Below are 23,831 nucleotides of genomic sequence, written 5' to 3'. Positions count from 1 at the left end.
GCGCACCAAAACCTTGTAAAAATCAATGTCTGAACAGAGTAACAAGCCTTCGCAACGACCGGCGCGCGCCGTAGACGCCACTTCGACCACCACGGCGGCCCCTGCACCTGCCCAACCACGTCCACGCCGCGCGCGTGGCGAGGGGCAGCCACGCCAGGAGCGCCCGCCGCGCGAGGAGGTTCCGCGCGAGCGCAATCCGCTGCCGCCGATTACCTTCCCCGAAGACTTGCCGGTCTCGGGCCGGCGCGCCGAAATCGCCAAGGCGATCCAGGAGAACCAGGTCGTCATCGTCTCGGGCGAAACGGGTTCGGGCAAGACCACCCAGCTGCCGAAGATCTGCCTGGAGCTGGGCCGCGGCAGCCGCGGCCTGATCGGCCACACGCAGCCGCGCCGGATCGCCGCGTCGTCCACCGCCAAGCGCATCGCGCAGGAACTGGGCACGCCGCTGGGCGAGCACGTGGGCTTCAAGGTGCGTTTCAACGACACGCTGCAAAAGGGCGCGTCGGTCAAGCTGATGACCGACGGTATCCTGCTGGCTGAAACGCAGACCGATCCGCTGCTGCGCAACTACGACACGATCATCATCGACGAGGCGCACGAGCGCAGCCTGAACATCGACTTTTTGCTCGGCTACCTGAAGCAGCTGATGCCGCGCCGGCCCGACCTGAAGATCATCATCACGTCGGCGACGATCGACGCCGAGCGCTTCGCGCGCCACTTCGGCAAGGGCGATGGGGCGGACCTGAAACCGGCGCCGGTGATCGAGGTGTCGGGCCGTCTGTACGCGGTCGAGGTGCGCTATCGCGCGGTCGATCGCGATCCGGTCGCGGGTGTCAATACGTCCAAGCCTGCGCAGACCTCAGATGCTGCGCCGAATCTGGCGCCGAGGGCGCAAGCCGCGCGCGACAAGCGCGACCTGATGGACGCCGTGGTCGACGGCGTCGATGAAGTGTGCCGCCTGGGGCAGGGCGATGTGCTCGTGTTCCTGCCGGGCGAGCGCGAAATCCGCGATTGCGCCGAGGCGCTGCGCAAGCACCATCCGCCGCATGTCGAGATCCTGCCGCTGTTCGCGCGCCTCTCGGTCGAAGAGCAGGATCGCGTGTTCCGCACGACGAATGCGCGCCGCATCGTGTTGTCGACCAACGTGGCCGAAACGTCGCTGACGGTGCCGGGCATCCGCTACGTGGTGGACACGGGCCTGGCGCGCGTAAAGCGCTACAGCTTCAGGAACAAGGTCGAGCAGTTGCAGGTCGAGCCGATCGCGCAGTCGGCCGCCAACCAGCGCGCGGGCCGTTGCGGCCGCGTGGCCGATGGCGTCTGCATCCGCCTGTTCGAAGAAGACGATTTCCTCAAGCGTCCCAAATTTACCGAGCCCGAAATCCTGCGCTCGTCGCTGGCCGCCGTCATCCTGCGCATGAAGGCGCTGCGCCTGACGGACGTGGAGACCTTCCCGTTCATCGAGGCGCCGCAAGGCCGCGCGATCGCCGACGGCTACCAGCTGCTGCAAGAGGTTGGCGCGGTCGACGACACCAATGAACTGACGCCGCTGGGGCGCAAGCTGGCCAAGCTGCCGCTCGACCCGCGCGTGGGCCGCATGATCCTCGCGGCGCTCGACAACGGCTGCCTGACCGAGATGCTGATCGTGGCGTCGGCCCTGTCGACGCAGGACCCGCGCGACCGTCCTATCGAATACCAGCAGCAGGCCGACGAGAAGCACAAGAAGTTCGCCGACGAGCGCTCGGAGTTCCTCAGCTACCTGAAGATCTGGGCCTGGTTCGAAGACGCGATCGAGCACAAGAAAACCAATCGCCAGTTGCAGGAAAACTGCCGCGCCAACTTCCTGTCGCAGGTGCGCCTGCGCGAGTGGCGCGATGTGCACTCGCAGCTGCTGACCATCGTGCGCGAGCAGGGCTGGCGCCTGAACGAGTCGCCGGCAACGTACGAACAGCTGCATATCTCGCTGCTCACGGGTTTGCTGGGCAATATCGGCTTCAAGGCCGAGGACGAGCAGGCCGGCATCTACCTGGGCGCGCGCGGCATCAAGTTCCACATCTGGCCCGGTTCAACGCTGGGCAAGAAAGCAGGGCGCTGGATCATGGCGGCCGAACTGGTCGAGACGACGCGCCTGTATGCGCGCACGATCGCGCAGATCCAGCCGGAGTGGGTCGAGAAGGTCGGCGCGCACCTGCTGAAAAAATCGTGGGGCGAGCCGCGCTGGGAGAAGAAGCAGGCGCAGGTCACGGCGCTCGAACGCGCGACGCTGCACGGCATCGTCATCTACGGCGCGCGCCGCATCAACTACGGCCAGCGCAATCCGACTGAAGCGCGCGAGATTTTCATTCGCGACGCGCTGGTCGCGGGCGACTATGAAACGCGCCTGCCGTTCTACATCCACAACCACAAGCTGGTGAAGGACATCGAGAACCTCGAGCACAAGTCGCGCCGCCAGGACGTGCTGGTGGACGACCAGCTGATCGCGGCCTTCTACGACAGCGAGATCCCGCGCGACATCGTCAATGGCGCCGGCTTCGAGAAGTGGTACAAGGACGTCGCGCGCGAGAACCCGAAGCTGCTGTACCTGAACCGCGAAGAGCTGATGCGGCACGAGGCGGCCGGCATCACCACCGAGCTGTTCCCGAAGACGATGACCGTCACCGGCATCGAGATGGGGCTGTCGTACCACTTCGAGCCGGGCAGCGTTCGCGATGGCGTGACGCTGGCCGTGCCGCTGTTCGCGCTGAACCAGATTCCGCAAGAGCGCGCGGCCTGGCTGGTGCCAGGCATGATCAAGGAAAAGGTGCACCTGCTGCTCAAGTCGTTGCCACAAAAGCTGCGCCGCCACTGCGTGCCGCTGCCGGATTACGCGGCCAAGTTCGTTGAGCGCATCCACACGGCCGGCACGTTCGGACGGGGCGACCTGATCGACGTGCTGATCGCCGACGTACGCGCGCAGACGGGCACGCTGGTGCTGACGGCCGACTTCAAGATCGAGACGCTGCCGGCGCACATGTTCATGAACTTCAAGGTGATCGACGAGCACAGTCGCCAGCTGGACATGGGCCGCAACCTGGCCACGCTGCAGGCCGAGTTGGGCGGGCAGGCGCGCGAGAGTTTCCAGAAGATGGCCGAGTCGGCGCCGGCGTCGAGCGGTTCGCTCGCGCGCTTGGCGCGGCCTGGTGCAGTCGGTTCGGGCGCAGTGGCTACTGCTGCACCCGCCGCGGCGCCGGCGGCCAAGGGCAAGGGTGCCCAGCCGGCCGCGCCGGCGGTGGCCTCGGCCAAGGGTGCGTCGACCAGCAGCCAGCACACGAAGCTGACTGCGTGGACGTTTGGCGACCTGCCGGAACTCCTGGAGATCAACCAGGGCAAGCTGACGCTGATTGGCTTCCCTGCGCTGGTCGACAAGATCACGCACTGCGATCTGGAAGTGTTCGATGACCCGAACGTGGCGGCGCGCACGCACCGCGTGGGCCTGCGCCGCCTGTTTGCGCTGCAGTTCAAGGAGCAGCTCAAGTTCGCGGAGAAGAACATCCCCGGCCTGCAGGGCATGGGCATGCAGTTCATGAGCCTGGGTTCGCAGGAAGACTTGCGCGACCAGATCGTGGCCAAGGCGATCGACATCGCCTGCCTGCAGGATCCGCTGCCGCTCAATGCGGCGCAGTTCAACGCGCGCCGTGACCAGGGCAAGGGCCGCATTGGCCTGTTGATCAACGAGGTGGCGCGTCTGGCGGGCCAGGTGCTGGCCGAATTCCACGGCATGCCCAAGCGTGTGCAGACCCTGCCGCAGGCAGTGTCGGCGGACATCATGGGGCAGTTGCAGGCGCTCGTGCACAAGCGCTTCATCGCGGACAACGAGTACAGCCAGCTGGCGCACTTCCCGCGTTATCTGAAAGGGATCAACGTGCGGCTGGAGAAGCTGCGCGGCAATCCGACGCGCGATGCGCAACTGATGGCGGAGTGGCAGTCGGCAGCGGCGCAGTTCCAGCGCACGCTCAAGAACATGGGGTCGAAGAACAACGATCCACGCATGATCGAGTTCCGCTGGATGCTCGAAGAACTGCGGGTGTCGCTGTTCGCGCAAGAGTTGAGAACGCCAATGCCAGTGTCGGCCAAGCGTCTGCAGAAGGTGTGGGAGTCGATGCAGCGGTAAGGACGATCATGGCTGACGGCTTAGTTGATCGCTAAGCGCCAGCCATGTGAAAGCCGTCGTTCAATCAGCCGATATTGCTGCCCCGGATCCGGCTCAGATCATCGTCGTCGCCCAGGTTGCCGGCACGCGGGTCGAGACTCGCGCCCGAGCCCTGATTGAGCGACGAGTCGCTCATGCTGCTGCCCGATCCGGCCACGTTGGCGGAACCCGCCGAGCCTGCGCCCATGCTCGAACCCATCGAGCCGCCCGTATACGTGCTGCTGCCGGTGGCCGCGCCGCCCACGCCACTCGTCGGCACACCCGGCCCCATGGTCGGTGCGCCTGCGCGCTGCGGGTCGGTGCCATAGAAATCGTGCACGTCGCCGGCCCAGATCGAGTCAGCCATGTCGGGCCACGCGTCCTTGTCGAAACCGGGCGCGGATTTGAGGCGGTCTTTTTCGACGTTGAGCACGAAGCGGTGGTTGACCGTATCGAGATGCAATGCCTGCCATGGCACGGCGAACAGTTTCTCGCCCATGCCCAAAAAGCCGCCAAAGGCCAGCACGGCGTAGGCAACCTGGCCGGTCTGCATGTCGAGCATGATGTCCTTGATGTCGCCCAGGTCTTCGTCATTGGCATTGACGACGCTGTCGCCAATCAGCGTGTCGGCCCCCATCAGTGATGGTCCCGGACCTGCGATGCTGGTGTCCTTGTACATGCCATATTTGTCGCGATCTGCGTAGCTCATATGTTCCTCCATGTGACGTTGTGGACAGTGCCTGCGGTCAACCCGATTGGGAGGCACCGTGACCCTGTCGGCCCATGGTAGGACGCTATTGAATTAGGGCGCGCGCGCCAGCACGTCGGTCGGCGTCATTATCTGGCGACGGCAAAATGCAACAAACGATACTAATGCATTAGAGAAATACTATTTTTATCGGTTTGCCCTGGAACGATCGGCTACATTGGTGGATCGACAGGAATACGTTAATGGCAACTCTCATCCCATCACTCAGTGCCTGTACGGCGCGCATGACCTCTGGTGAACGACGCTTCGGCTTGCGTCTCGAAGACAAACTCGAAGATGACTACCTCTGCTGGTATGACGTGAGTATCGGCGCGCGCAACCAGCATCCCGATTTTATTGTGTTTCATCCTGCACGCGGTTTGCTGGTGCTGGAAGTGAAAGACTGGCGCCTTGGCACCCTCGTCAGTATCGACAAGCAGCACGCCGTGATCGTCACCGACACCGGCACCAAGCAGGTCATGAATCCGCTGGAGCAGGCGCGCCAGTATCTGTACGCGGTCACCAACAAGCTGGAGGGCGATCCGATGCTGGTCTGGCCATCGGGTAGCTTGAAAGGAAAATTTTTCTTTCCCTATGGTTGTGGGGTTGTCCTGAGCAATATCACGCGCAAGCAATTTGACGATGGCGCGTTGGGCGAGGTTCTTCCGCGTCACCTCGTTATTTGCCAGGACGAGATGACCGAGAGTGTGGATGACGAAGCGTTTCAGGCGCGGTTATGGGGCATGTTCCCCATCAAGTTCAAGATGAAGCTGTCGTTGCCGCAAATTGACCGCGTGCGCTGGCATATGTTTCCTGAAGTGCGCATTGGCGTTCAGGCAACTCCTTGCGAAGAACATGGCCAGATCAGTACCGAAATTCCGGACCTCATCCGTGTCATGGACTTGCAGCAGGAGCAGCTGGCGCGCAGCCTGGGTGAAGGGCATCGCGTGATTCACGGCGTGGCGGGTTCCGGCAAAACGCTGATCCTGGGTTATCGCGCCGAGCATCTTGCAAAGCTTAGCCAGCGGCCGATTGCGATCCTTTGCTACAACAAGACCCTGGCCGCCAAGCTGGCCGCCATGATCGAGCAAAAGGGGCTGGGCGATAAAATCGTGGCCATCAATTTCCACGCGTGGTGCATGCGCCAGCTTGACACCTATCACGTCGACAAGCCCGCCAGGACAGCCGATCTGGATGCTTATTTCGAAGCGTGCATCGATAGCGTGATCCGGGGCGTGGACAGCGATCTGATTCCCCGGGGGCAGTACGACGCCGTACTGATCGACGAGGGGCATGACTTCAAACCGGCCTGGTTCAAGCTGATCGTTCAAATGGTCAATCCCGAAACCAAGTCGCTGCTGGTCTTGTACGACGATGCACAGTCGATTTATCACACAGCAAAGAAGCTGAAATTCTCGTTCTCGAGTGTCGGCGTGCAGGCGGCAGGGCGCACCACCATCCTGAAACTCAATTATCGGAACACGGCCGAAATCTTGGCAGTGGCGCGCGCCTTTGCCGCCGAACTGCTTACCGCGCACAATACCGAAGATGACGAGGCGCCCACGGTCCAGCCGATGAGCACGGGCCGGCATGGTCCGAAACCAATTCTGGTGCAGCTGCCAAGTCTGCAGAAAGAAGCCGAATTCCTGGCTGACAAACTTGCTGCGGCCAGCAAGACTGGCACGCCATGGGGCGAAATGGCACTGATCTATCGGCGCTATGGTGTCGGTAAAGTGCTGGCAGAAGTGCTGCAGCGCCGCGACATTCCGTTTCAGTGGCAGCAGGCAAAGGGGGCGGCCTATTCTCCGGTGCACGACAGCGTCAAGCTGATCACGATGCACAGCAGTAAGGGCCTGGAGTTTTCACTGGTGGGCATTCCGGGCCTTGGCGCCGAGTTCAAGGAAGAAGACATCGTCGAAGACGAGGCACGTCTGCTGTACGTGGCGATGACCCGCGCCACGCATGAGCTGGTAATGACCTGCGATGCGGTCACACCCCATACACACAAGCTCAAACGCGCAATGACGGTGCTGGAAACGATGTAAGTGTTGCGTGAAGCACACGGCAACAAGCTGCTTGATGCCAGCAGGTAAGACTATGCGAACCAGCGTACAGAAGAGCTGGACGGCAATGGTTAATCTGCAAAGCAATACTTTGGAGAACAATCATGACTGTCACGTCACGCTGCAACAACGCGGGTCCATTGGGCCGCCGGATCCCGACCCGCCCGTTCGCGGCGTTGCTGGTGCGTCTGCTGCGTCGCCACTGAGCACGCAGGTTGACTAGTCCACCCCGCAAGACCGGGCGGACCTGCTAGTGGGCGCTTACGGCTGCCCGCCACCACCCGCTACGCCATACACATGGCCGGTGGTGTAGCTCGATTCATCCGACGCCAGCGTGACATAGGTCGCCGCCAGTTCAGCTGGCTGGCCAGGGCGCTTCATCGGCGTATCTTCGCCGAACTTTGCGCGGCCTTCCGGTGAATTGCCGCCCGCCAGTTGCAGCGGCGTCCATACCGGCCCTGGCGCCACCGCATTGACCCGAATCCCTTTTGACGCCATCTGCTTGGCCAGCGACTTGGTGAACGCCACCTCGAACGCCTTGGTCGACGCATAATCGAGCAGTTTTTCGGGTGGATCGTAGGCCGTCTGCGACGACGTGTTGATGATCACGCTGCCTGGCTTCATGTGCGGAATTGCCGCCTTGGTGATCCAGAACACCGCATACACATTGGTCTTGATCGTCCAGTCGAACTGTTCGCTGGTGATGTCGAGGATCGAATCGTGGTTCTGCTGGCGCGCAGCATTGTTGACCAGGATGTCCAGGCCACCGAGTTCGCGCACGGCGGTTTCCACCATCTTCTTGCAGAACGCTTCATCGCGGATATCGCCCGGCACAGCCACTGCCTTGCGGCCGGCATCGCGGATCAATTGCATCACTTCACGTGCATCCGGCTCTTCGGCCGGCAGGTAGCCGATCGCCACGTCCGCACCTTCGCGCGCGTACGCGATCGCGGCAGCGCGGCCGATGCCCGAGTCGCCGCCCGTGATCAAGGCCTTGCGGCCGGCCAGACGGCCACTGCCGCGATAGGTGGTTTCGCCATGGTCAGGGCGCGGTGTCATCTTGCTGGCCAGGGCAGGCCATGGCTGATCCTGATTCGGGAACGGTGGACGCGGATAGCGCTTGGCTGCTTCGCGCGCGGCGCCGGCGGCTGGCTGGTTGCCGCCCGCGGCTTGCTGGGCCAGGGCCGGCACGGCCGCGGCCGAGGCGGCGACGCCGGCGGCCACGGTGCCGACGAACCGGCGGCGCGATGGCGCCATGTCTTGTGTGGTCTGGTTCTCGACCTTCTTGTCTTCCGAATGCATGCTTGCTCCTTGGATGTGGTGGCAGGGTGCCGATAGCGGTCACGACGTTGATAAAGATGTTAGTCGTTATCCAATAGTCATGGAGTTCGGTAGCAGTAGGGCAATGTCTTGGAAGGGAAGTTCATGGCGACTGAATCAGGCTGCGGTTTGCATGTCGTTGATGAGGATTGAACCCGGAAGCCAGGCAGGTGTCGAACTCCGACTATGACAAGGGAGGGCACCGTGACATCCTTCAGGTTCGTGAAATCAGGCTCACATCGTGCGTTGTTCGACCGTCCTCGGCCGGTCAGGGCGATGGCGATCCCGCAGCCGGAGGGCAGTCTTGACCGGCTCGCGGCGCTCATCGCGGACAGCAGGTCGCTGCAACGCTGCTGCCCGCATTGCGGTTGCCGGCAACTGAACCGGCATGGCCAGGCCAATAACCGCCAGCGCTTTCGCTGTCGCCAGTGCCTGCGTACATTCAACGACCTGACCGGTACACCGCTGGCGCGACTCAGGCTGCGCGAGAAGTGGCTCGATTACATTGTCATGCTGCGCGAGGCCCGATCGGTGCGGGCAGCGGCGGCGCAGGTTGGCGTGCACAGCAATACCGCGCTGCGCTGGCGGCATCGTTTTCTGGACGAGACTGATAAAGAACGGTTGTGGCCTGCTGATAAAGTGCGCCGCAGGCTTAAAAAGTCCACGACGGCGCAATGAAGTTTGCCATGACAGGCGGGGCATTCCGGTGCCTGCGTCATGAAGACGTGGTTCGGGCAGCGGCGCCAGGCATGTCTACAAGCGCCTGAAGGCCGACATCGTTGCGCCGGTACTCACAAGAAAATGGTAGCGTCATTTCAGTGGCGGGCTATCCCTCCTGGTTTTGGTGGGGTAATTTCTGCTCGTCGATACCCGGCAACATGCAAGCGCTCATTCGGCCACCACGCATCGGCCGAATGAGCGGTTTTGCATGGTGCTTCGTTTCTAGAATGTGTGACGCATTCCCATATTGAACTGGCGATTGCCAGTGCCCGCTTCCGAATTGTTACCTGCTGTGTAAGCAGCACCGTTTTGATTGCTTACCGCGCCGTAGGACGTGTACAGCGTGCTGCGTTTCGAGAGCACATAATCATAGGCGATGCCCCAGCCGCGCGCGTCCTGGTCAAAGCTTGTTTCGTCGTCTTTGCGCATCACCGAGGCCATCAGGACGCCGCCGGGCACCGGTGCCGAGAGACCAAGCAGGATGACGTTGCTATCGGTCGAGGCAGTAGGTGCGATGCCGCCGTAGGGATTGCCTGCACTGCGCAGCGGGGCGCTGTTGAAACCTTTGTCCTTCCCGTAGCCGCCATGCAGTTTCAGGACACCGAAGTCATGGGTGGCAGCCAGGAGTTTGTTGCTGCTCGATCCCCGTGTCACGGGAAGTACGCCAGGTGCTGTTGCGACATCGGTGTTCCGGTTGTTGTAACCGAAACGTACGGCGAGTTTTCCGGCACTGTAGCCGAGCGAAGCCCCCATCTGCCGTCCAATCCTGCTGCTCTCGGTCTGTTCGCCGAAGCCATAGGCCAGGGTGCCGGAAAATCCCTGAACGGTCGGCGTCGCATATACCACCGAGTTATTCATGCGGACGTTGGTCCCCGAGTCGGGGAACAGGTTCTTGGACGTTCCTGCGTAGCCGGTCTTGAATGGGTCGGCTACCTGCGAGAGCGTCAAGTGCCAGGGGGTGTACTGACGCCCGAGCGTCAGCGTGCCGGCCCGGGTTTTGAGGCCGACCCACGCCTGGCGATTGAAGAGCGTGTTGTTCACGTCGAGTTCGCCCGTGTCCATGCGCACGCCGCTTTCCAGTGTGAAGATGGCAGATACCCCATTGCCGATTTCTTCGCTGCCGCGAAAACCGAGACGCGAATACGACGAGGCGCCGCTGGTAATCTTGCTGACATTCCCGGCTTCGCCGCCCCGTTCGCCTGCATAACCGACATCGGCGATCCCGTAAATGCTGACATTCGACTGTGCGATTGCAGTGTGCGCGGCAAGCGCGGAAACCAGCGCGGCCATCATTTTCTTGTTCATGTGTGTCTCCTTATTAATTGCATCAGTGCTGTAAAGCTGAGGTATGCGGACCCTGTCCCGGGTCTGGCTGCATACCTCGTTTGACTTCGCCGGCAAACGTTTTCCCGAACGCCGCCAGGCGCAAACGCCGTTTCCGGTTCAGGCCCGATGGGTCTGGATACCCTCGGGGTGGGGTGTGCCATCGCGGCTGTCTTCGGGCAGGAGGTTGCCGTCGGCCAGGGCCGAATCGGCTTGCGCGATTCCCGGAAAACGCTCCGGATACAAATGGCGCTCCGCAACGCTCGCATCGAAGGTGCCCGACCACTTTGCAATCACGACAGTGGCGACGCTGTTGCCGATCGTATTGCAGGTGGCGATCGCCATCGACAGGAAGCGATACACGCCAAAGATCACGGCGACGCCTTCGATCGGCAAAATGCCGGTCGAGGTGACGGTTGCGGCAAAGACCACGAACGAACCACCGGAGACCGTGGCTGCGCCTTTGGAAGTCAGGAGCATCAGCACGAGGATGCCGAGCTGGGCATCCAGCGAGAGCGGAATGCCATAGGCATGGGCAATGAACATCACACCCATCGCCATGAAAATCGACGTACCGTCCAGGTTGAAGGCGTAGCCTGTGGGAAGCACCAGGCCCACCGTCTGCTTGCCGCAACCCAGGCGTTCCAGCTTGATCAACAGACGTGGCAATGCGCTTTCCGACGAGGCGGTGCCGAGGACGATGAAGATCTCGTCCTTGATGTACTTCAGGAAACGCCACAGGCTGAATTTGCTGAGTTTGGCGATCAATCCCATCACACCGAAGATGAAGAGGAGAATGACTGCGTAGAAGCTCAGCACCAGCTGCGTCAGCGCGATCAGGACGGCGGCGCCACTGCTCCCGACCGAATAGGCTACCGCGCCGAAGGTGCCGATCGGCGCGAGTTTCATCACGAGGTTGATGAACGCGAACAGCACCTCGGAAATCTGGTCAAGGCCCTCATTGATCTTGCTGCGCTTGCCGTCAGGAATCGCCAGGATGCCGATGCCGGTCATGACGGCAAGCACGACGACCTGGAGCAGTTCACCTTTGGTGAAGGCGCCGATAAAATTGTCGGGAACGATGTGGGCAATAAACTCAAGGAATCCCTGCGGCGCTGCCTTTGCCGCAGCCGCGGGCACGGTGCCGCTTCCGGCGACCGTCGTCATGCCTGCGCCAATGTTCAGGACATTCCCGGCAACCAAGCCGATCAGCAGGGCCAGGGTAGAGACGATCTCGAAATACACGATCGCGCGCCAGCCGACCCGGCCGGCGCTCTTGATGTCACCCGCCGACGCGATGCCGTGCACGATCGTCAGGAACACCAGCGGGGCCACGCCACATTTAATGAGTGAAAGAAACATGTCGCCAAGAATCTTGAACTTGGCGGCGAACTGTGGGAAAGCGAAACCGAAAAGAATGCCGAGAATAAGTGCGAGAAGTACCTGGATGCCGAGCTTGCGGTACCACGGCAGGGTACTTTTCGGGGGGATGCTGTCGTGTGTCTGGTTGGTCTGTATTGTCATGATTGTCTCCTCCAACGGTCTGTGCCTTAAATGACTTTTGACAGTGCGACAGCCCGGTCCACCATGTCTGGCGCCAGGCCGAGATAGTTGGCCGGATCGGTCATCCTGTCGATTGCCGCACGGTCGAAATGCTCTGTCACGGCCGGCAAGGCCGCCAGGGCATCGGCCAGGGTCCCGCCCTGTTCATTCACGGCGCGGCATGCGTCGTACACGATATCGTGGGCCTGCTGGCGGCCGATGTGGGGCGCCATGCTCATCATGACGGCCTCGGCAACGATCAGGCCTTTCGTCAGGCCCAGGTTGTGTTTCATTTGCCCGGTGTTGACAACCAGGCCGCCCAGGGCAAACTTTGCCTGATGCAATGCCCCGGCGGTCAGGATGAAGCTCTCGGGAATCGCGATCCATTCGGCGTGCCATGGACCGGTCGCGCGTTCGAAGTCCTGGACCATGGCATCGACCATCAGCCCGGCGTGTTGCCTGACCGCCTTGGACGCGGCCAGCATCAATTCGCTGGAGATCGGATTGCGCTTTTGCGGCATCGTGCTGCTGGCGCCGCGCCCTTTGACGAACGGCTCGGCCACTTCGGCGAATTCGGTCGAGGCCATGATCATGATGTCGAGGGCGATCTTGCCGAGAGAACCGGTGATCAGGGCCAGCAAGTTCACCGCTTCGGCAAAGCCGTCACGCGCCACGTGCCAGGTCGTTGCCGGCACGCCCAGGCCAAGCTCGTCCGCCATGGCCTCCTGCACCTCGAAGCCTTTCGTTCCCAGCGAGGCAAGCGTGCCGGCAGCGCCGGCAAACTCCACCAGCGCAACGCGCGGACGCAGTTCCGCCAGGCGCTGCTGGTGGCGGTCGAACATGGCCAGCCAGATCGCGACCTTGTAGCCGAAGGTCACCGGCAGCGCCTGCTGCAAGTGGGTACGTCCGGCCATCGGCGTATCGCGGTGCTTGACCGCCAGGTCCGCAAGAATGCTGCGCAGTTCGCGGATGTCCGCGTCGATGATGTCCAGCGCATCGCATATCTGCAGTGCGACGGCGGTATCCATGATGTCCTGGGTGGTTGCTCCCCAGTGAACGTAACGGCCGGCGTCGCCGCACATCTCGACCAGTTGGTGCACCAGCGGCAGGATCGGGTAGCCAACGATGTCGGTCTCGGCGCGCATGTGGTCGAAGTCGATCCGGTCGATCCTCGATTCCCGGGCAATGACCTCGGCGGCTTCGGCCGGGATGACGCCGACCCTGGCCTCGGCTTTCGCCAGCGCTACCTCGGCGTCGATGTAGCGCTGGATCAGCGCGTGATCCGAAAAGACCGCGCGCATGGCGGGGGTGCCAAAGGCGTCACGGTACAGGATCGAATCGACGACGGTGCAAGCCATCGGAATGGAAGTGCTCATATTGTTTTCCTCTAAAAATCGGTGATCTTCTCGTCCGTGGCGTTGATATGTCCGGACATATGTAAACCTAATATGTCCGGACATAGAAAGCAAGGATTAAATGGCCTAAAATCCTGCTATGAAAAAAAACAATACCAAACCACTTTTCGCCCAGATCGCCCAAGAGTTGACGGACGGAATCGCCAAACACCTCTATCCGGTCGGGAGTGTCCTGCCAGGTGAACTGGAGCTTTGCGAGATTTACAATACGAGCCGGCATACGGTGCGGGCCGCACTGAATGAATTGCAGCAACGAGGACTGGTCTCGCGCAAGAAGAACGCTGGAACGCGGGTGGAATCGGCTACCCCGAAGAACGATTTTCGCTCGTCCCTGGACTCGATCGAAGACCTGGTGCAGTTCGGTTCGACACATGTCCGGGTGATGCAGTCAGCCCGCCAGCTCGTCGCACACGGAGAACTGGCCAAGACGCTCGGTAGTGTCGACGGTACGCCCTGGTTGTGTATTTCGAGCCTGCGCAAGGATAGCCAGACGGCAGAGCCGGTCGGCTGGACCGATGTCTATATCGATCCCCAATACGGTGACATTGTCGAGAAGGTCAAGGCATCCCCCGACGTCCTGATCAGCACCCTGATCGAACGGCACTATGGCCGCCGGGTCGTGGAAATTCGCCAGATCGTCCGTGCAGTGTTGATAGACGAAAACATGGCTGCGGCGTTGAACGTGCAGACAGGCATTGCTGGCCTGGAAATCGTTCGTCAGTATTTCGATGCGGCCGAAACGCTGTTTGAAGCATCGGTGAGTGTCCATCCTGCGAACCGCGTCGCCGTGGCGATGCGGCTGAAGCGTTCGGTTTCATAGCCGGCGGGCAGGTGGGCAGGTGTCAGGTCGCAAGTTGAAAAACGCGGTGGATGCTGTTGCCCGAAGAATCGACGGCCACCGTGACGGGCATGTTACGCACCTCGAATTCGTAGATCGCTTCCATTCCCAGATCCGCAAACGCAATCACGCGTGCCGATTGCACCGCTTTCGACACCAGATAGGCTGCGCCGCCCACGGCGACCAGGTAAGCCGCTTCGTGCTGGCGAATCGTCTGGATCGCCTCACGTCCGCGTTCCGCCTTGCCGACCATGACGAGTAGCCCGGTCTGTTCAAGTAATGGCGCAACGAATTTGTCCATGCGGGTCGACGTCGTCGGCCCGGCCGGGCCAACCGCTTCGTCGCCGACCGGATCCACGGGGCCGACATAGTAAATGGCACGATTGCGCAGGTCGACCGGGAGTGGCTCTCCGGCAGCCAGCATGTCCGTCAACCGTTTATGTGCAGCGTCACGGCCTGTCAGCAATTTTCCCGACAAAAGCAGCGTCTGCCCAACTTTCCACTGCCTGACTTCATCCTTGCTCAACTCGTCGAGATCCACGTGAATCCCGCCGTCAGTCGGCATCATGTCGGGAATCCCGTCCCAGATGGCCGGTTCGGGTGGCGTCAGCATGGCGGGGCCTTGGCCGTCCAGGAAGAACGTGACAAACCGTGTCGCCGCGCAGTTCGGGATGAGCGCAATCGGCAAGGTGGCTGCGTGGCAAGGCGCCTCCAATACCTTGACGTCGAGGACGGTCGTCAATCCCCCCAGTCCCTGGGCGCCGATCCCCAGCGCATTGACACGGTCGGCCACTTCCAGACGCAGTGCTTCGGCCGGCGTGGCGGGGCCACGCGCGCGAAGTGCGGGAAGGTCGATTTCCGAAAACAGGGATTTCTTTGCGAGCAGCATGGCCTGCTCCGGACTCCCTCCGATCCCGATACCGAGCACGCCCGGTGGACACCAGCCGGCCCCCATTCCCGGCAATTGTTCGACAATCCAGTCGGCAGGCGAATCGCTGGGATTCAAGGTGGCAAAACGCGCCTTGACGTCTCCACCGCCGCCTTTGGCAACGACGGTAACGCCTACCCCGCTACCGGCAACCATCTCGACCTGCACGATACCAGGGGTGTTGTCGCGTGTGTTTCGACGGGCGCCCAGAGGCTCGGACACCATCGATGCGCGCAGGGGATTGACGTCGCTGCGGTAAGCGCGCCTTACGCCTTCGTCCACCGCTTCCTGGACTGTGGGCACCGCGCCACCATGACGGGTGCGGAACTGCGCCTCCATGCCGATCTTCAGGAATACATGGGCAACACCCGTGTCCTGGCAGATCGGCCGTTTCGCCATGGCGCTGAGGCGGCTGTTGATCAGCAATTGCAGGATTGCGTTCTTTGCTGCCGCCCCCTGCTCGAGTTCGTAAGCATGCTTGAGAGAGTGGATGAAATCCGCTGGATGGTAGTAGCTGATGAACTGGAGAGCGTCAGCGACGCTTTCAGTTAAGTCTTCTGTGTAGATGACAGTCATGGAGCATGCTCGCTATATATGTTCGGACATATTAACTATAGTCTGTCCGCACATGGCACGCAACTCGTTGACGATTTGTTATCGGGCTCGTATCAAACTTCATTGTTTGTCCGTGACGATGACACATGAAAAAACGGGTGACCCGGCAAAGCCGCGTCACCCGTTTCAGGGCACTACCGAATCGCTGACAATCAGTCGACGGTTGCGCCGCTGTCTTTCACGACTTTCGACCATTTGGTGGTTTCAGCCTGGACGAACTTGGCGAAGTTCTCTGGCGTGTCGCCCACGTACTCGGTGCCGGTATCGGCCAGCACGCGCTGGAAGTCAGGCGACTTCATGACCTTCTGCGTTTCGGCGTTGATCTTGTCGACCACGGCCTTCGGCGTCTTGGCTGGCACGAACATGCCGTACCACGCATACGATTCGATCGGCAGGCCGGCTTCGGCGAAGGTCGGTACATCCGGCAGCAGCGGCGAACGCTTGTTGCCTGAAATGGCGATTGGCTTGACCTTGCCGCTCTTGATGTGCGGCATGATTGCGATGGTGCTGTCGAACATGATCGGGATGTGGCCGCCCAGCAGGTCGGAAATTGCCGGCGCCGAACCTTTGTAGGGCACGTGGACCATGTCGAGCTTGGTCACGCCGCGGAAGATTTCACCGGTCAGGTGTTGCGGGGTACCGTTACCGGCCGACGCGTACGAGAACTGGCCGTTCTTCGACTTGATCAGGGCCAGCAGTTCCTTGACGTTCTTGGCCGGGACCGATGGGTGCGCAACCAGCACCAGCGGCGCGCGCAGCAGGTTGGTGACCGGGATCAGGTCGGTCGCCGGGTTGAACGCCATTTTCTTGTACAGGCTCGGGTTGATCACGATCGGTGCGCTCGAGGTGATCAGCATGGTCTGGCCATCGGCCTTGGCGCGGGTGACCGCTGCCGAACCGATATTGCCACCGCCGCCGCCGCGGTTATCGATGACGAACGACTTGCCCAGCGCAGTCGTCAAGCCTTTGGCCAGCGGGCGCGCCGCGATGTCCGACGGGCCGCCTGCCGGCCATGGGACGACGACGGTCACGGTGTCGCTTGGCCACGTTTGGGCGAAGACGCTGGTGGAAAGAACGGTTGCCGCGAGAGCAAAGACAAGGGTTTTTCCGCTGGATGGGAAGACGCGCATGGTGTTGTCACCTCTATATAGTTGATTTATCTCGATAACCTGCTGAGGAGATTCTACACGAAGGGTCAGGCCGGTTGCGTCATCACAGGTGTAATCTTTTGTTTCTATGTGGGAATTTTTTACAACAGATTACGGTGTGGTGACAGCCTTGGATTGGCCAGTGCTGGCCTCCCACACCACGGTCGGCGTCCAGCCGGTGGCCAGCAGCGTGGCCTGCATCACGGTGGCCGCATTATCCTTCGCCGTGTTCAGCACCGTCGGCTGGCTGCAGGCAGCTTGTACTGCTTTCTGCGCCGTGGCCAGCACGTTGTTCATGGCCGTGGTGCGCGTTTGCGCCGATGGAATAAAGGCCTGCAAGCCCTGGTCGGTGATCGCATAGAAGTACGAGCCGCCCTTGTCGCGCGGTTCGTGGTTGATGCGCGCCTGCAGCGGCGAGGGCGCCGGCAGCACGACCGTCAGCGTGCGCGCCGTGTTGTCGATGTCTTCGTAGCGTGCCTGGCGCAGGTCGGTGGCCAGCGTGCAGTCGCCGCGCGCGACCAGCAGCACGCGGGTGCTGCCAAGCTGTACTTGCCACTGTGACCATGGAATACCGACGGCATTCGGCTGGGTGAATTCGATCACGTCCGAATAGTTCATCTTGAGCGACACCAGGTGGCCCATCTTTTCGAGCGACACCAGCGGCGGCGGTGCGGGCGCTTCGTCGACCGGGCGCTTGATAAGGGCGAAGGTGATGACGGCGGCAAGGACGGCGACGAGCAGGAGCGGCAGGTGTTGCGATGGTTTCATGGGCGGGCAGGGCGGGTGCGTTGGCGGAGTCGGCGCCAGTCTATCCGATCCTGTGGATGGTTGTCGTTCGCGGGTGTGACGCTACTGCCTGCGGCATAATGGTGTCATTACAGGAGAAACCCCATGCCCGGTCTTACCGATGCCGCCGTCCTCGACGCGTGGTCGCGCAACGTCGATCCCTGGACTGCCGCCGTGCGCGGCGGGGAAATCGAAACACGCACGCTGGTCACCAATGCCGCCATCGTCGACGCGGTGTGCAGCCTGGATCCGGCCACGGGCGTCGATCTCGGTTGCGGTGAAGGCTGGCTGGTGCGCGCACTGCCGGGCGTGGCGATGGTCGGTGTCGATGCGATTGCCGCGCTGGTCGAAAAAGCCGATGCCGCTGGCGGCGGCGACTTTTGCGTGCTGTCGTTCGAGCAGATCGCGCAGGGCCGGCTGGCGCTGGCAGTCGATGTCGCGGTCTGCAATTTCTCGTTGATCGGCAACGAGGCGGTCGATGGTCTGCTGCGCGCGGCGCCGACCTATCTGCGCGAGGGCGGCTCGCTGGTCGTGCAGACCGTGCATCCGCTCATGGCGTGCGGCGATGCACCGTATGTCGACGGCTGGCGCGCCGGCAGCTGGGCGGGCTTTTCCAGCGACTTCGCCGATGCGCCGCCGTGGTACTTCCGCACGATCGCGGGCTGGGTTGCGCTGTTTGCGAAAAACGGGTTGCGGGTCACCGCGATGCGCGAGCCGCTGCATCCGCGTACCGGCAAGCCGGTCTCGCTGATCCTGATCGGGCAGCTGGAAGCGTGATGCGTCGTTCGACCGCGCTTAACGCAGCAGCTTGAGCCCGGGCGGCAGCGCATCGCCCAGCATGCGCGCTTCGCTGGCCTGATCCAGTTCCACGACCTCGCGCACCATCGCCGTCCATGCCGGCGGCGCGCCGCTGGCCGCCAGGCGGCGCAGCACGTCACCGCGCACCGCGTCATCGATGTCGCGCGAGCGGTCGCCCGTCATGCGCGCGATGTGGGCGGCGGCAAAGCCGGCCGGCTCCACCTTGCGCCAGTCGAGCAGCAGGAGCTGACGCAGCCAGCCCTCGGCCACGTCGGGCGGCGCCACTTCGTGTGCGCTGGACTGGAACGACTGGCGCGCACCCACGCGGCCCAGCGCCCACAGATAGCGGCCGTAGCGCGCGCTGGCGCGGGCATCGAGCTTGCCGCCGGCAGGGATGTCGGCGATCTGCTTGAACAGCCATTCCCCGATCTCGGCCTTGTAGGCCGACGGGATGCGTTCGAGGGACGCGCCCACGCGCAGCAGGTCTTCTTCGCTGCCATCGACCAGCGTGACGGGGCGCCGGCCACGCTCGGCGGCATCGGCCTGCAGGTTGAAGGCGAAATCGTCCAGCACGCGCAGTTGCGCATCGAGCGACAGGCCGCCGGCCACGCGGCGCCACAGCGTCCACCATTCGGCGCGCACCTGGCTGTCCTTGTGGTGCTGCACGCCCGCTTCGAACAGTGCCCACAGCCCTTCCATGCGCCACTCGTCGAGCGGATGGCCGAAGCCGGGACGCAGGCTGTAGCCGGCCAGGTTCAGCCACGCGCGCTCGTGCTCGACCGAGCGGCGTCGGCCTTTCGCACGCGCCATCAAGGCGTCGAACAGGCGGCGTAGCAGCGGCGTGGTCCAGCTTTCGCGCGGGCCGAGCAGATGTTCCAGGCCAGCGCGCAGTTGCTTGACTTCCTTCGGCTCGATCTGTTTCGAGCGGGCGCCGAACACGCGCTCGATCTTGTCGATCGCTGCGTCCAGGTTCGCGGGCAGGGCCTCGTCCGGCGCGTCGATATCGCCGTCATCATCGCTATTGCCACGCAACTGGAACGCCAGCTGCCAGCGCCCGCCGCCGTCTTCGGCGACGCAATGCATTTCGAGCGAACCGGTTTCGCTCAGCGTCGTCACCAGGTGCACGGGAATCTCGGTCGTGGTGGTGGACCCTGAGGCGCGCAGTACTGTCGCAATCGGCGGCAGGCGCACCACGTCGGCCAGGTCGAGATCGACCAGGTCGCCGGCCTGCGGCGCCGCGCCGGCATCGGCAATCGTCGAGACCAGGTGAAAGCGCACCGGCCGGCCGACGCGCAGCGCGAAGCTGCGGTTTGCCAGCGTGACTTCCGTGGCAGCTGGCGTGCCGCGTGGCAGCAGGCAGACGGCGCGCAGCAGGCCGGCGCGTGCTTCGCCGTCGAGGAGCAGGTAATAGTTACGGGCCGCGCCGCTGTCGATCGCCGGCGCCAGGCCCTGGCGCGCCAGCGCGTAGGCGACGCCGCCACGGGCGACGGCGATATCGGGATTCTCGTTGTGCAGCACGCGTACTGGCGCATCGCGCCAGCCGCTCAGCGTGTCGACCAGGCGCCGCGCCAGTGCGGCGCCCCTGAACACGCCGCCGTTGAGCAGCACGGTATCCGGAATCGGGACCGCGCCGCCTTCCAGCCCGAGCGCCTCGCGCGATGCCGCTGCATGCTGGCGCAAAAAGCTCGCCAGATGCCGCGTGATGGCTGGGTCGCTTGCATACGGCAGGCCGAATTCGACGATGCCGGCGCGGGCGCGCGTCGGTTCGTCCTGCGCGGCGTTGAGTGGTAAAAAGCCGTCGAGCACGATGCGCTCGATGTCGCTGCGCAGCAGGTCGGCTTTGCGAGCGGAGCCGATCAGGCGGCTGCCGGCGCCGAGCAGCGTGACGGCGACCGACTCGGGTGCATCGTCGGCCAGCAGTTGTTCCTTGGCGGCGCGGCAGCGTTCCGTGAGCTGGGCCAGGCGCGCGGCCGACAGGCGCGTGCGCGCATTGTCATTGTCATTGTCTGCGCCGGCCATGCGCGCTTCGATCAGGTGGGCGAGCGCCAGGTCCATATTGTCGCCACCCAGGATCAGGTGGTTGCCCACGCCGATGCGCGTCAGGTGCGGCTCGCCGTCCCTGGTATCGACCTTGACCAGGCTGAAGTCGGTGGTGCCGCCGCCGACGTCGGCCACCAGCACCAGCCGCGCGTCGCCCAGATCGTCGGCCAGGCTGGCGCGATGGCGGTACAGCCAGTCGTACAGCGCGGCTTGCGGTTCTTCCAGCAGCGCGACCTGCGGCAGGCCGGCCAGCCTGGCCGCTTCGAGCGTCAGCGCACGGGCGCCTTCGTCGAACGACGCCGGCACCGTGAGCACGATCTGCTGGCGTTCAAGGGGTTGTTTGGGAAAGCGCGCATTCCATGCGGCGCGCAGGTGCGCAAGGTAGCTGGCGCTGGCGGCCACCGGCGAGACTTTGGGCACGTCGTTGTCGACACCCCACGGCAGGATCGGCGCCATGCGGTCGACGCCGTCGTGCGACAGCCAGCTCTTGGCGCTCGTGACGAGCCGGCCCGGCGTGGCCGCACCGAGCACGCGCGCCAGGCGCCCCAGCGCAACGCGCTCGACGCCGGCGACGTCCGGCTGCTGCCAGGGCAGTTGCAGGGCGCCGGGCGCGAGTTCGTCCGGCCCCGGGTGGTAGCGCATCGACGGCAGCAGCGGTGCGCCGGCCACTTCGCCGGGCGCCACCAACTGATCGATCTGGAATAGCTCGATGCCGCCCGGGCCATTGCGGCCGTAGGACAGCACCGTATTCGTGGTGCCCAGATCGATGCCGACGAGCCAGGTCACTGGACCCCGGCCGCCGTACGCACGTCGAACTCGATCTTCCAGCGCTGGCCGTCACGCGCCACTGCCAGCAGTTCGAGCGTGCCGGCGTCCGTCGCCAGCGCATGCAGTTTTACCTGCACAACATCACCTGCTGCGCGGCCATCGGCCGGCAGCGTGGCCTGGATCTCGTTCATTTCGTGCAGCTCGTCCGGGCCCCAGAATTCGAGCACGTCGCCGATGCGATCCTGGCGGCGCGTGGTGGAGCCGAAGAAGCGGAACGTGACCGGCTCGCCGATCACCAGGCCGAATTCCTGGCCCGGCAGTTCGAGTTCGCTGCCTTCTTCCATGCCGAACGGCGCCACGCACAGGGCTTCGAGTGGCGGCTCCATGCCCGGGATGGCCGGCATCGACGACTCCACGCCAACGTAGTACGAGCGCGCCGTGCCGCCGCGAATGCGCACGCCACCGCCGCGCCGCGCGTAGCTGAAGTAGGCCGCGCCGCGCGCGACAGCCAGATCGAGATCGGCGCCTTCGAGCATGCGCGCCGGTTCGGCGCCTTCCATGTACAGCCAGTCGTTGATGGTGTCCATCACGCGCTGGGCCAGGATGCTTGACTTGAACACGCCGCCGTTGAACAGCACCGCGCTCGGATGCAGGAACGTGTGGTCGGCCGTGACGCGGCCAGTGAAACCTTCGAGTTCGGCGGTGGCGCCGGCCTGGCGCGCAAGGAACGCGGCCAGGTGGCGCGTGATCGCGGCATCTTGCGCGTACGGCAGGCCAAGCTGGGTCAGGCCGGCGCGGGCGCGCACGGTTGGCCGGGCCGAAGCTTCCACGCGCGGGAAGAAGCCGTCGGTGATGAAGGCGGTGACTTCGTCGCGCGTGAGTTCGGTGCGGATCGAGCCGCCGATGAGTTTCGAGCCGCGGCTTGGCACCACGATCGGGTGCGTCGTCGCATTGGCGTCGGCCAGCAGCGCTTCCTTGGCGCTGCGGCAGCCGTAGGTCAGTGCGCGCATCTGCCAGGCGTCGAGCTGCGTGCCGTTGGCCGAGAGTTTGCGGGCCACGAAGTGGGCCAGCGCCAGGTCCATATTGTCGCCGCCCAGCAGGATATGGTCGCCCACGGCGACGCGGTGCGGTTCGAGCTTGCCATCGCGCTCAAGGATCGCGATCAGCGAAAAGTCGCTGGTGCCGCCGCCGACGTCGACCACCAGGATGATGTCGCCCGGTGCGACCTGCTTGCGCCAGCGGCCGCCGCTGCCCTGGATCCAGCTATACAGCGCTGCTTGCGGCTCTTCGAGCAGGGTTGGCGTGAAGCCGGCAAGGCGCGCGGCGTCCAGCGTCAGCTCGCGCGCGCCCGGATCGAACGAGGCAGGGATGGTGACCGTGACCGATTGCTGGTCGAACGGCGCTTCGGGGTGCGCAGCGTTCCAGGCCTGGCGCAGGTGGCGCAGGTAGTGGGTCGATGCATCCAGTGGCGAAACACGGGTGACTTCGTCCGGCGCATCCGTTGGCAGGATCGCGGCGCGGCGGTCCACGCCCGGGTGGCACAGCCAGCTCTTGGCCGACGAAACCAGGCGGATTGGCGTGGTCGCGCCGCGGTTGCGCGCCATCTCGCCGGCGATCGCCGACATGGTAGTCGCTTCGGTGTCGCTCCACGGCAGCGCGCGCTCGCCGGCCGGCAGTTCGTCCGGGTGCGGCAGGTACAGGAACGATGGCAGCAGCGGCAGCGCTTCGATCGTGCCGGGCGCGGTCAGTTGCGGGATCGGCAGCACGGCGTCAACGGCCTGTTCGCCATCGCTGGCCTGCAGGTCGACATACGACAGCGCGCTGTGGGTGGTGCCCAGATCGATGCCGATGGCGTAGCGCGGCTCGGCTGCATTGTTCAGCGATTCGTTCGATGGGGCGTTCACGATGTCGTTCACAGTTCCACCTCCGCCGGGGCCAGCACGCGCGCATCGTGGCGCTCGGCCAGTTGCGGCAGCGTGACGCTGGCAGCGCGCCAGCCGCGATGGCTCAGGGTGCCGTTGAACGGCGCCGTGCCGACCACGTTGCCGGTCAGGCGCACGCTGGCGGCATCGAAGCCTTCGTTCAGCGTGATGCGTGCACCCTCGGCTTCGCTGCGCACCGGCTCGATCGTGAAGTGCTCGCGCAGCACGCGCGCGCAGCCTTCGTGCACGACGCGTGCGGCGGCGCCGATGTCGGCGTCCGAATAACTGGTGAGGTTTTCGTGGGCGAAGTCGATCAGGCGCGCTTCGCGCTGGAAGAGGCTCAGCAGCTGCAGGGCCGAATCGGGCGTCGGCGCGCGCAGGGGCGTCGGCGCTGGCGCTGGTTTCACGACAGGTGCCGGTGCCGGTGCCGGTGCCGGGGCTGGCACTGGTGCCGGAGCGGCGGTCGGGCCGACGCCGTCATCGCGCACGCGCGCAGCAAATTCGGCGTCGCCGAGCGATTTGAACAGGGCGCCGAAGGCGATCGACAAGCGGCTGAAGAAGCCGGGCAAATTGGTCTGTTGGGTCATGGTTGTTTTGATTGGTCAGTGCGAAAGCGGCGACCCGGCGCATCCGGCGCCAGAGAATGCCGCTCCCAAAAGAGGCGCATGATACCAGCAGGCGCACCGTTGGCG

16 protein-coding genes are annotated in these 23,831 nt (G+C 63.6%); 5 read left to right on the top strand and 11 right to left on the bottom strand.

Features of this window, described 5'->3' with window-relative positions; translation table 11 throughout:
- The first annotated feature begins 25 nt into the window (after positions 1 to 25).
- Positions 26 to 4,147, top strand: a complete 4,122-nt coding sequence (gene hrpA / locus AC56LY_RS14225) for an ATP-dependent RNA helicase HrpA (protein WP_499580523.1) — start codon at positions 26 to 28, stop codon at positions 4,145 to 4,147.
- A 64-nt stretch (positions 4,148 to 4,211) separates the two neighbouring features.
- On the opposite strand, the gene AC56LY_RS14220 is transcribed toward hrpA, so the two are convergent.
- The gene (locus AC56LY_RS14220; RefSeq protein WP_499580521.1) at positions 4,212 to 4,874 is read right to left on the bottom strand and encodes a PRC-barrel domain-containing protein; all 663 of its coding nucleotides are present in this window, start codon (positions 4,872 to 4,874) and stop codon (positions 4,212 to 4,214) included.
- Positions 4,875 to 5,116: 242 nt separating this feature from the next.
- Between AC56LY_RS14220 and AC56LY_RS14215 the strand changes: the two genes are divergently transcribed.
- The gene (locus AC56LY_RS14215) at positions 5,117 to 6,958 is read left to right on the top strand and encodes a DEAD/DEAH box helicase (protein WP_499582053.1); all 1,842 of its coding nucleotides are present in this window, start codon (positions 5,117 to 5,119) and stop codon (positions 6,956 to 6,958) included.
- A 279-nt stretch (positions 6,959 to 7,237) separates the two neighbouring features.
- Here the strand turns inward: AC56LY_RS14215 and AC56LY_RS14210 are convergent, their stop codons facing one another.
- The gene (locus tag AC56LY_RS14210) at positions 7,238 to 8,278 is read right to left on the bottom strand and encodes an SDR family oxidoreductase (protein WP_183555629.1); all 1,041 of its coding nucleotides are present in this window, start codon (positions 8,276 to 8,278) and stop codon (positions 7,238 to 7,240) included.
- Between the two features lie 294 nt (positions 8,279 to 8,572).
- Here AC56LY_RS14210 and AC56LY_RS14205 point away from each other — a divergent pair, with 294 nt between their 5' ends.
- Positions 8,573 to 8,974, top strand: coding sequence for a transposase (locus AC56LY_RS14205; protein ID WP_499580519.1), 402 nt, complete (start codon positions 8,573 to 8,575; stop codon positions 8,972 to 8,974).
- A 264-nt stretch (positions 8,975 to 9,238) separates the two neighbouring features.
- Here AC56LY_RS14205 and AC56LY_RS14200 read toward each other — a convergent pair whose 3' ends face one another.
- The 3 genes from AC56LY_RS14200 to AC56LY_RS14190 all read right to left on the bottom strand — a co-directional run bounded on the left by AC56LY_RS14200 (position 9,239) and on the right by AC56LY_RS14190 (position 13,257).
- Positions 9,239 to 10,321 carry a porin gene (locus AC56LY_RS14200; RefSeq protein WP_499580517.1) on the bottom strand — a complete coding sequence of 361 codons (1,083 nt, stop codon included), beginning with the start codon at positions 10,319 to 10,321 and terminating at the stop codon, positions 9,239 to 9,241.
- Positions 10,322 to 10,459: 138 nt separating this feature from the next.
- Positions 10,460 to 11,863, bottom strand: a complete 1,404-nt coding sequence (locus AC56LY_RS14195; RefSeq protein WP_499580515.1) for a cation:dicarboxylate symporter family transporter — start codon at positions 11,861 to 11,863, stop codon at positions 10,460 to 10,462.
- Positions 11,864 to 11,889: 26 nt separating this feature from the next.
- Positions 11,890 to 13,257: a class-II fumarase/aspartase family protein gene (locus AC56LY_RS14190; RefSeq protein ID WP_499580513.1), complete on the bottom strand. Its 1,368-nt coding sequence runs from the start codon at positions 13,255 to 13,257 to the stop codon at positions 11,890 to 11,892.
- A gap of 118 nt (positions 13,258 to 13,375) precedes the next feature.
- Here AC56LY_RS14190 and AC56LY_RS14185 point away from each other — a divergent pair, with 118 nt between their 5' ends.
- The gene (locus AC56LY_RS14185) at positions 13,376 to 14,116 is read left to right on the top strand and encodes a GntR family transcriptional regulator (protein WP_499580511.1); all 741 of its coding nucleotides are present in this window, start codon (positions 13,376 to 13,378) and stop codon (positions 14,114 to 14,116) included.
- Positions 14,117 to 14,138: 22 nt separating this feature from the next.
- Here AC56LY_RS14185 and AC56LY_RS14180 read toward each other — a convergent pair whose 3' ends face one another.
- The 3 genes from AC56LY_RS14180 to AC56LY_RS14170 all read right to left on the bottom strand — a co-directional run bounded on the left by AC56LY_RS14180 (position 14,139) and on the right by AC56LY_RS14170 (position 17,593).
- Positions 14,139 to 15,638: a fumarate hydratase gene (locus AC56LY_RS14180; RefSeq protein WP_499580509.1), complete on the bottom strand. Its 1,500-nt coding sequence runs from the start codon at positions 15,636 to 15,638 to the stop codon at positions 14,139 to 14,141.
- Between the two features lie 191 nt (positions 15,639 to 15,829).
- On the bottom strand, positions 15,830 to 16,708 hold the full coding sequence (locus tag AC56LY_RS14175) for a tripartite tricarboxylate transporter substrate binding protein (RefSeq protein WP_482899727.1): 879 nt from the start codon (positions 16,706 to 16,708) through the stop codon (positions 15,830 to 15,832).
- Positions 16,709 to 16,936: 228 nt separating this feature from the next.
- A complete protein-coding gene (locus tag AC56LY_RS14170) occupies positions 16,937 to 17,593 on the bottom strand; it encodes a DUF4230 domain-containing protein (protein WP_499580507.1) in 657 nt (218 codons plus the stop codon).
- Positions 17,594 to 17,716: 123 nt separating this feature from the next.
- Here AC56LY_RS14170 and AC56LY_RS14165 point away from each other — a divergent pair, with 123 nt between their 5' ends.
- A complete protein-coding gene (locus AC56LY_RS14165; RefSeq protein WP_499580505.1) occupies positions 17,717 to 18,388 on the top strand; it encodes a methyltransferase domain-containing protein in 672 nt (223 codons plus the stop codon).
- An 18-nt stretch (positions 18,389 to 18,406) separates the two neighbouring features.
- On the opposite strand, the gene AC56LY_RS14160 is transcribed toward AC56LY_RS14165, so the two are convergent.
- Genes AC56LY_RS14160 through AC56LY_RS14150 form a run of 3 tightly spaced genes read right to left on the bottom strand, consistent with a single transcriptional unit; the run spans position 18,407 to position 23,726 of the window.
- On the bottom strand, positions 18,407 to 21,235 hold the full coding sequence (locus AC56LY_RS14160; protein ID WP_499580503.1) for an Hsp70 family protein: 2,829 nt from the start codon (positions 21,233 to 21,235) through the stop codon (positions 18,407 to 18,409).
- Positions 21,232 to 23,133: an Hsp70 family protein gene (locus AC56LY_RS14155; protein WP_499580501.1), complete on the bottom strand. Its 1,902-nt coding sequence runs from the start codon at positions 23,131 to 23,133 to the stop codon at positions 21,232 to 21,234. The genes AC56LY_RS14160 and AC56LY_RS14155 overlap by 4 nt, the downstream gene beginning before the upstream one ends.
- Positions 23,130 to 23,726, bottom strand: coding sequence for a DUF2760 domain-containing protein (locus AC56LY_RS14150; RefSeq protein WP_499580499.1), 597 nt, complete (start codon positions 23,724 to 23,726; stop codon positions 23,130 to 23,132). Before AC56LY_RS14150 ends, AC56LY_RS14155 begins: the two co-directional genes overlap by 4 nt.
- Positions 23,727 to 23,831: the final 105 nt, after the last annotated feature.

It is taken from the genome of Telluria sp. ZT3P25 (genome assembly GCF_059685895.1).
This window is presented reverse-complemented; position numbering and strand designations above follow the sequence as displayed.

What these genes read in the sequence shown, in the direction of transcription:
- hrpA (WP_499580523.1), top strand. Translation starts at nt 26, where the DNA reads ATGTCTGAACAGAGTAACAAGCCTTCGCAACGACCGGCGCGCGCCGTA.
- AC56LY_RS14220 (WP_499580521.1), bottom strand. Translation starts at nt 4,874, where the DNA reads ATGAGCTACGCAGATCGCGACAAATATGGCATGTACAAGGACACCAGC.
- AC56LY_RS14215 (WP_499582053.1), top strand. Translation starts at nt 5,117, where the DNA reads ATGGCAACTCTCATCCCATCACTCAGTGCCTGTACGGCGCGCATGACC.
- AC56LY_RS14210 (WP_183555629.1), bottom strand. Translation starts at nt 8,278, where the DNA reads ATGCATTCGGAAGACAAGAAGGTCGAGAACCAGACCACACAAGACATG.
- AC56LY_RS14205 (WP_499580519.1), top strand. Translation starts at nt 8,573, where the DNA reads ATGGCGATCCCGCAGCCGGAGGGCAGTCTTGACCGGCTCGCGGCGCTC.
- AC56LY_RS14200 (WP_499580517.1), bottom strand. Translation starts at nt 10,321, where the DNA reads ATGAACAAGAAAATGATGGCCGCGCTGGTTTCCGCGCTTGCCGCGCAC.
- AC56LY_RS14195 (WP_499580515.1), bottom strand. Translation starts at nt 11,863, where the DNA reads ATGACAATACAGACCAACCAGACACACGACAGCATCCCCCCGAAAAGT.
- AC56LY_RS14190 (WP_499580513.1), bottom strand. Translation starts at nt 13,257, where the DNA reads ATGAGCACTTCCATTCCGATGGCTTGCACCGTCGTCGATTCGATCCTG.
- AC56LY_RS14185 (WP_499580511.1), top strand. Translation starts at nt 13,376, where the DNA reads ATGAAAAAAAACAATACCAAACCACTTTTCGCCCAGATCGCCCAAGAG.
- AC56LY_RS14180 (WP_499580509.1), bottom strand. Translation starts at nt 15,638, where the DNA reads ATGACTGTCATCTACACAGAAGACTTAACTGAAAGCGTCGCTGACGCT.
- AC56LY_RS14170 (WP_499580507.1), bottom strand. Translation starts at nt 17,593, where the DNA reads ATGAAACCATCGCAACACCTGCCGCTCCTGCTCGTCGCCGTCCTTGCC.
- AC56LY_RS14165 (WP_499580505.1), top strand. Translation starts at nt 17,717, where the DNA reads ATGCCCGGTCTTACCGATGCCGCCGTCCTCGACGCGTGGTCGCGCAAC.
- AC56LY_RS14150 (WP_499580499.1), bottom strand. Translation starts at nt 23,726, where the DNA reads ATGACCCAACAGACCAATTTGCCCGGCTTCTTCAGCCGCTTGTCGATC.